7 protein-coding genes are annotated in these 6,029 nt (G+C 63.4%); 5 read left to right on the top strand and 2 right to left on the bottom strand.

Features of this window, described 5'->3' with window-relative positions; all coding sequences use genetic code 11:
• Window positions 1–15 precede the first annotated feature (15 nt).
• Both G4O04_06720 and G4O04_06715 read right to left on the bottom strand, forming a co-directional pair.
• Window positions 16–219 (bottom strand): hypothetical protein, encoded by a 204-nt coding sequence (locus tag G4O04_06720; GenBank protein HEY58213.1) that lies wholly within the window; start codon window positions 217–219, stop codon window positions 16–18.
• Between the two features lie 12 nt (window positions 220–231).
• Window positions 232–1,161: a DMT family transporter gene (locus G4O04_06715; GenBank protein HEY58212.1), complete on the bottom strand. Its 930-nt coding sequence runs from the start codon at window positions 1,159–1,161 to the stop codon at window positions 232–234.
• A gap of 353 nt (window positions 1,162–1,514) precedes the next feature.
• On the opposite strand from G4O04_06715, the gene G4O04_06710 reads away from it, so the two are divergent.
• The 5 genes from G4O04_06710 (at window position 1,515) to G4O04_06690 (ending at window position 5,808) form a co-directional block, all read left to right on the top strand.
• Window positions 1,515–2,120 carry a superoxide dismutase gene (locus tag G4O04_06710; GenBank protein HEY58211.1) on the top strand — a complete coding sequence of 202 codons (606 nt, stop codon included), beginning with the start codon at window positions 1,515–1,517 and terminating at the stop codon, window positions 2,118–2,120.
• 140 nt (window positions 2,121–2,260) lie between these two features.
• The gene (locus tag G4O04_06705) at window positions 2,261–2,896 is read left to right on the top strand and encodes a TetR/AcrR family transcriptional regulator (protein ID HEY58210.1); all 636 of its coding nucleotides are present in this window, start codon (window positions 2,261–2,263) and stop codon (window positions 2,894–2,896) included.
• Entirely contained in the window at window positions 2,889–3,791 is a 903-nt protein-coding gene (locus G4O04_06700) for a patatin-like phospholipase family protein (GenBank protein HEY58209.1), read from the top strand. The genes G4O04_06705 and G4O04_06700 overlap by 8 nt, the downstream gene beginning before the upstream one ends.
• Complete coding sequence (locus G4O04_06695) at window positions 3,788–4,441, top strand: hypothetical protein (GenBank protein HEY58208.1); 654 nt, start codon at window positions 3,788–3,790, stop codon at window positions 4,439–4,441. Before G4O04_06700 ends, G4O04_06695 begins: the two co-directional genes overlap by 4 nt.
• On the top strand, window positions 4,438–5,808 hold the full coding sequence (locus G4O04_06690) for a methylenetetrahydrofolate--tRNA-(uracil(54)-C(5))-methyltransferase (FADH(2)-oxidizing) TrmFO (protein HEY58207.1): 1,371 nt from the start codon (window positions 4,438–4,440) through the stop codon (window positions 5,806–5,808). Before G4O04_06695 ends, G4O04_06690 begins: the two co-directional genes overlap by 4 nt.
• Window positions 5,809–6,029: the final 221 nt, after the last annotated feature.

Genomic DNA, 6,029 nt, shown 5'->3' with positions numbered 1-6,029 from the left:
GAACAGCCCCACCCCTCAAGAGACAGACGTCTCTGAGGGCTTCCAGTTGGGCGCCGCCCGATGCAACACCTCCAACGGCACCTTGTTCATCTTGCGACAATGCGGGCATTTGAACTCGTAATACTCCAGCCCCTCGGCGTGCACCACTTCCAGCGCGGCCTCGGCCTCACGGCGCGAGATGTTCATAGGACGATGGCAAAAGTTGCAGTGGATTTGCATGGTGGCCTCCTTTCAAGCCGGAGTTCCCACTGGCGTGTCCGTGTTGCCCGTGGCGGCAACGGCGATCCCGACCAAGATAAGTATAGCACCAAACAAACTGACCGGTGTGGGCACCTCGTGCAGCAGGAAGTAGGCCAACACGGTGCTTCCCACAGGTTCGCCCAGCAGCGTCACGGCTACAAAGGCCGCCGAAAGGTAGCGTAGCGCCCAGTTGAACGAAGAATGGCCCAACAACTGCGGCACCAAAGCCAGCAAGAGGAAGAACAGATACGTCTGGGGGCGATATCCAAAAGGCGAGTAGCCGAAGAGGAACATCAAGGCCACGAGCACCAAGGCCGCCATCCCGTAGGTCAAAAAGATGTAAGTGACCAGCGAGGTGCGGGCGCGGAGCCGTCGCCCAATCATGAAGTAACCCGCCGCCGCCCAGGCCCCCATCAACGCCAGAAAGTCCCCCAGCAAGGCCCGTTGCCCGGCGAACACGGCCCACGAGGGGCAGGACAGCCCCAGGCCGGAAAAGGAGCACGAATCGCCCAACGCCACGAAGGTGCTCCCTACCAGGGTAAAGGCCATGCCGATCACCACCGCGCGGGTCGGGTTTTCGCGCAGGAACAGGGGCGAAAGCATCCCCACCCATAGCGGTGTGGTGGTCACCAACACCACCGAACTCGCCACAGTGGTGTACGCCAACGAGCTGATCCAGGTGGCGAAATGCACCGCCAGAAAGGCGCCCGAAAGCAAAGCCAACAGCAAATCGCGGCGATGCAACCCGCGCAACTCGGGCCGGTGGCGGGCGTACACCACTGGCGCCAACACCAGGGAGGCCAGCGTCAGCCGCCAGGCGGCGATGACCAGCGAAGGGGCGTCCCGCTGGGCGTAGCGAATGAAAATCGAGGCCGTGGATACGGCCAGGATCCCCACGACGATGACCAACGCGGGGGGCACAGGGGGGCGATTGTCTTGCGCAGCAGGGGTGGTCACGGCGGCGCTCCTCCGAGATCAAGATTGGACTTCATTTTACCTAAAAACGCACGCCAGCGGAAACGCCCCCAAACATTTTGGACCACGGCGCCCTGGCCTGAGTAGCCTCGGGAGTCCGGCGCTGCTCTGATTGACCGCGCTCCGGCGGGGCCATCCCGGAGCCAGGGAGCAGCAAAAGGCGATGACGAGCCGTCCCTATCGCCACCGCCCCGTTTTTATATCTTTTTTTTGATACAAATCTTGACAAAAGCCCGCGGGCGTGATACAGTAAGATCACCGCAAGACACCCCATTCACTCACGAGAGGAGAGGATTTCCATGCACGCCTTACCCCCTTTGCCTTACGCTTACGACGCGTTGGAGCCGTACATTGACGCCCGGACCATGGAAGTGCACTACACGAAACACCACCAGGGTTATCTGAACAAACTCAACGCCGCCCTGGAAAAACATCCTGCCCTCCAGGCCTATCCCGTGGAGACCTTGCTGCGCAACCTGGAGAGCGTGCCCGAAGACATCCGCGTCGCCGTGCGCAACAACGGCGGCGGGTTCGTCAACCACAGCTTCTTCTGGACGGTCATGAGCCCCAACGGCGGCAAGCCGCAGAGCAAACTGGCCGAGGCGCTCACGAAGACCTTCGGCTCCTTCGCCGCCTTCAAAGAAGCATTCACTCAAGCGGCCGCGACGCGCTTCGGCAGCGGCTGGGCTTGGCTGGTGCTTACCCCCTTTGGTGACCTCAAAGTGTACTCCACGCCGAACCAGGACAACCCCTACCTGTTCGGGCACACCCCCTTGCTAGGCCTGGATGTGTGGGAACACGCCTACTACCTGAAGTACCAGAACCGCCGCGCCGAATACATCGCCAACTGGTGGTCGGTGGTCAACTGGGAACAGGTGGCGGCGTACTACGAGCAAGCGCGCTAAACTCCCCCTGCGCTCCCTCCTCGGATGGCTTCACGGTCTGCTCTGGCAGGCCGTGAAGCTTTTAACGCACCTTGACAGGTGGCCTCTTTTCGATTACGATAACTTACCACTCGTTTAGTTCCCCTTGCTCAAGGATTTCCATGGCCCCAAAAAGCGGAAAGCGTCGGATCGGACGGGAGCGCATCCTCCAGGTGGCCGAAGAGATGTTTGCCAGCCAGGGGTATCGGGCCGTATCCATCCGAGAGATTGCCCGCGCCTGCGGCGTCACCAACGCCGCGCTGTATTACCACTTCCCCAGTAAAGCCACCCTGTTTCGCGAGGTGATCCTACGCCACTTGCAGGCGCTGCGCCAGCGCCTGCTGCACGCCCAGGCCACCGAACACGCCTTCCGGGCCAAACTGCGCGCCATGCTCGAAGTTTATGCCGCCACACTGCACGAACACCGGACCTCCATGTTCGCTCTCCGGCGTGACATCAGCGCCTGGAAGGACGCCCCTCCGGAGGAACGCAAAACCTTGTTCCGTCAGGCCTGGCAAGCCGTGATCGAGCCTTTCGCCACGGTCCTCCAGGAGGCCCTTCAACAAGGGCAAATCCGACCGGTGGCCCCATCCGCCACCCTGGCCACCATGCTGCTCGGCCTACTGGCCGGCGTTTTGCATCAGCCCACCCTGCTTAACCAACCCGACATTCCCCAGGCCGTCGAACAGGCCCTCGAGGTCTTCCTCCACGGGCTGGATACGGCGGCTTATGCCACCCAAGGAGAAGACGATGCCTGAGATTACCCTGGCCTTAGGAGGCGGCGGCTCCAAAGGCTTCGCCCATCTGGGCGTGTTGCGCGTCTTGGAAGAGCAGGGCTACCGGGTCCGCGCGGTGGCGGGGACCAGCGCCGGGGCCATCATCGGCGCCCTGTACGCCGCCGGATACAACGCCGAGGAGGTCACGGCCTGGGTGGAAAGCGTCCCCGAGCGGGCGTTTCAGCGCCACCCTGACAACGGGCCTTCGCTGATGGGGCTGGCCGGCGTGGAGGCTATGCTGCGTCAGGCGTTGGAAGAGCGCACCTTTGCCGATTTGCCCATTCCCTTCGGCGCGGTGGCGGTGGATATCTTCAAGGGCCGCACGGTGTACCTGCGTCGGGGGCTGGTGGTCGAAGCCGTGCTGGCCTCCAGTGCCGTGCCGGGCATCTTCCCGCCCCGCGAGCGGAACGGACGGCTTCTGGTGGACGGCGGGGTGATGGACAATGTACCGGTGCGGCTGGCCCGCCTGCTGGCGCCCCACCTCCCGGTGGTGGCCGTGTCCCTCACCCCGCCCCCGGAGCGCCTGGGCGACCCCACCGGGGTGCGCATGTTGGCCAAGGTGCCCATCCTCAACCAACTGGCCGGCCGGCTGCGATTGGGGCAGGCGTTCAACATTTTTCTCCGCGCCATCGACATCGGCGGCGCCTGGATGACCCACATCCGCCTGCAACTGGACCAGCCCGAGGTGCTCATCACGCCCGATGTGGCCCAGGTGGGCCTGCTCGACCAGGTGGACATCCGCGCCGTGGCCGCCATCGGTGAAGTGGCCGCCCGGGAGGCCTTACCCCAACTGGAAGCCGCCACCAGCACCTGGGCCGCCTGGCGTCGCCGCTTGAAGCCCACCCCGCTGAACCTCAACGATGTGGAGGTGCTATGACGCCCTGGCAAACTGTGCCGCTATCCGGTTCGCTTGCCCGCATCCGGGAGCCTGAGCAAGTCGAGGCTCCCGTTTTCCTCTTGCTCCACGGCTGGACCGGCGACGAAAAGGTGATGGAGCCCTTCACCCGCGCCTTGCCCGATGGCCTGTGGGTGCTGTTCCGCGCCCCTTTCCCGGCGCCTTCCCAGGGGTACAGTTGGCTGGCCGAGATTCCCCAGGGAGGCACCCAGCTGGAGCACTTTCGGCCGGCCATCGACCACCTCGAGGCCTGGCTGCACGAGTTGGAGAGGCGTTTTCCGCAGGTGGATTGGCAGCGCAAGCATTGGATTGGATTCAGCCAGGGGGGGGCGACCATCCTGGCCTGGGCGCTGCACCACCCTCAGGAGAGCCAGAGCCTGAGCGTGCTGGCCGGTTTCCTGCCCCGCGGGGTCTCCCCCTATCTGGAACGGCAGGTCCTCCTGGGGAAGCCCGTTTTCATCGCCCACGGCACAAAAGACAGGATCATCCCTGTAGACCGTGCCCAACGCATGGCGTCCACTTTAGAAGAAAGCGGGGCGCGGGTGACCTACTGCGAAGAGCCTGTGGGGCACAAAGTGGGCACAGGTTGTCTGCGCCGCTGGAAGCCATTCTGGAAGGAGGTCGAAGGTTGAGCGAGCAGCGTGAACTCATCGTCATCGGCGGGGGGCTGGCCGGCAGCGAAGCGGCCTGGCAGGCGGCTCAACGGGGCATCAAAGTTCGCCTCTACGAAATGCGCCCGCGCAAGAGCACTGGCGCGCACACCACAGGCTACCTGGCCGAGTTGGTCTGCTCCAACTCCCTGGGCACCAACCTGCCCGACCGCGCCGGAGGGCTGCTGAAAGAAGAACTGCGCCGCCTGGGTTCCCTGCTCATGCGCCTGGCCGACGAAAGCGCCGTTCCCGCCGGCAGCGCCCTGGCGGTGGATCGGGAAATCTTCGCCCGCAAAGTCACCAAGGCGCTGGAAGCCCACCCTAACATCAAAGTCATTCGGGAAGAGGTGACCGAGATCCCTGCTGGACCGACCATCATCGCCTCGGGGCCGTTGACCTCTTCGCGCCTTTCCCGGGCATTGCAGGAACTCACCGGTCAGGAGCACCTGTACTTTTACGACGCCATCGCCCCCATCGTAGTGGCCGATTCCATCAACATGGACATCGCTTTTCGGGCCTCGCGCTACGGCAAAGGGGAGCAGGAAGCGGGCGACTACATCAATTGCCCGATGACGCAAGAGGAGTACTACGCCTTCGTGGACGCCCTGGTGAGCGCTGAACGCATCGATCTTCACGAATTCGAGCGGTTCGACCTGGAAGAAGGCCCTGGCGTGCGCGCAGGGAAAGGGCGCTTTTTCGAGGGCTGCCTGCCCATCGAAGTGCTGGCCCGCCGCGGTCGCGACGCGCTGGCCTTTGGCTCGCTGCGCCCCGTGGGCCTGATCGACCCGCGCACGAGCAAACGGCCTTATGCCGTGGTGCAACTGCGACAGGACAACCTGGCCGGGACGCTTTACAACATGGTGGGCTTTCAGACCAACCTCAAGTTTCCCGAGCAGAAGCGAGTCTTCCGCATGATTCCGGGCCTGGAGCACGCCGAGTTTGCCCGCTACGGCCAGATGCACCGCAACACGTTCATCTTTTCGCCCGCGCTCTTGCGCCCCACCCTTCAATTCCACAACCGCGACGATTTGTTCTTCGCCGGGCAGATTACGGGCGTCGAGGGCTATGTGGGCAACATCGCCACCGGCCTGCTGGCCGGGTGGAACGCCGCTCGTTTGCTTTGGGGCCAGCCGCCCCTGGTGCTGCCCCGCGAAACCATGCTCGGCGCCCTGTGCCATTACATCACCCACGCTTCTGAGGCAGATTTTCAACCCATGAAGGCAAACTACGGCATCCTGCCGCCTTTGGCCCGGCGCATCCGCAACAAACGAGAGCGCTATGCCGCGTACAGCCAGCGTGCACTGGCCGCGCTGGACGCGTTTCTGGCGCAGGTAAACGACGAAACCTGAGCCCACGGACGGCTCTCCTGGGCAGGAGGGCCGTTGATTTTTTGCCCTACATTTCAAAACAAGGAGCAGCACAAGCGCGGCGTGAAAGCCGCCTTGCCCCCGTGCCACAAACAAGGGTAACAAAAAGGCGGCAGAGAGCCACCCTTTTGGGTTTCTGCCTCACATACCCAAAACAAGGGGGGATAAAAGTAGGGGGCGCATCGATCGATATGAGGGAATGG

This window comes from Anaerolineae bacterium, assembly GCA_011176535.1.
Lineage (GTDB): Bacteria > Chloroflexota > Anaerolineae > Anaerolineales > DRMV01 > DUEP01.
This window is presented reverse-complemented; position numbering and strand designations above follow the sequence as displayed.

Coding starts and splice junctions, on each gene's coding strand:
- G4O04_06700 (HEY58209.1), top strand. CDS start 2,889: ATGCCTGAGATTACCCTGGCCTTAGGAGGCGGCGGCTCCAAAGGCTTC.
- G4O04_06695 (HEY58208.1), top strand. CDS start 3,788: ATGACGCCCTGGCAAACTGTGCCGCTATCCGGTTCGCTTGCCCGCATC.
- G4O04_06720 (HEY58213.1), bottom strand. CDS start 219: ATGCAAATCCACTGCAACTTTTGCCATCGTCCTATGAACATCTCGCGC.
- G4O04_06710 (HEY58211.1), top strand. CDS start 1,515: ATGCACGCCTTACCCCCTTTGCCTTACGCTTACGACGCGTTGGAGCCG.
- G4O04_06705 (HEY58210.1), top strand. CDS start 2,261: ATGGCCCCAAAAAGCGGAAAGCGTCGGATCGGACGGGAGCGCATCCTC.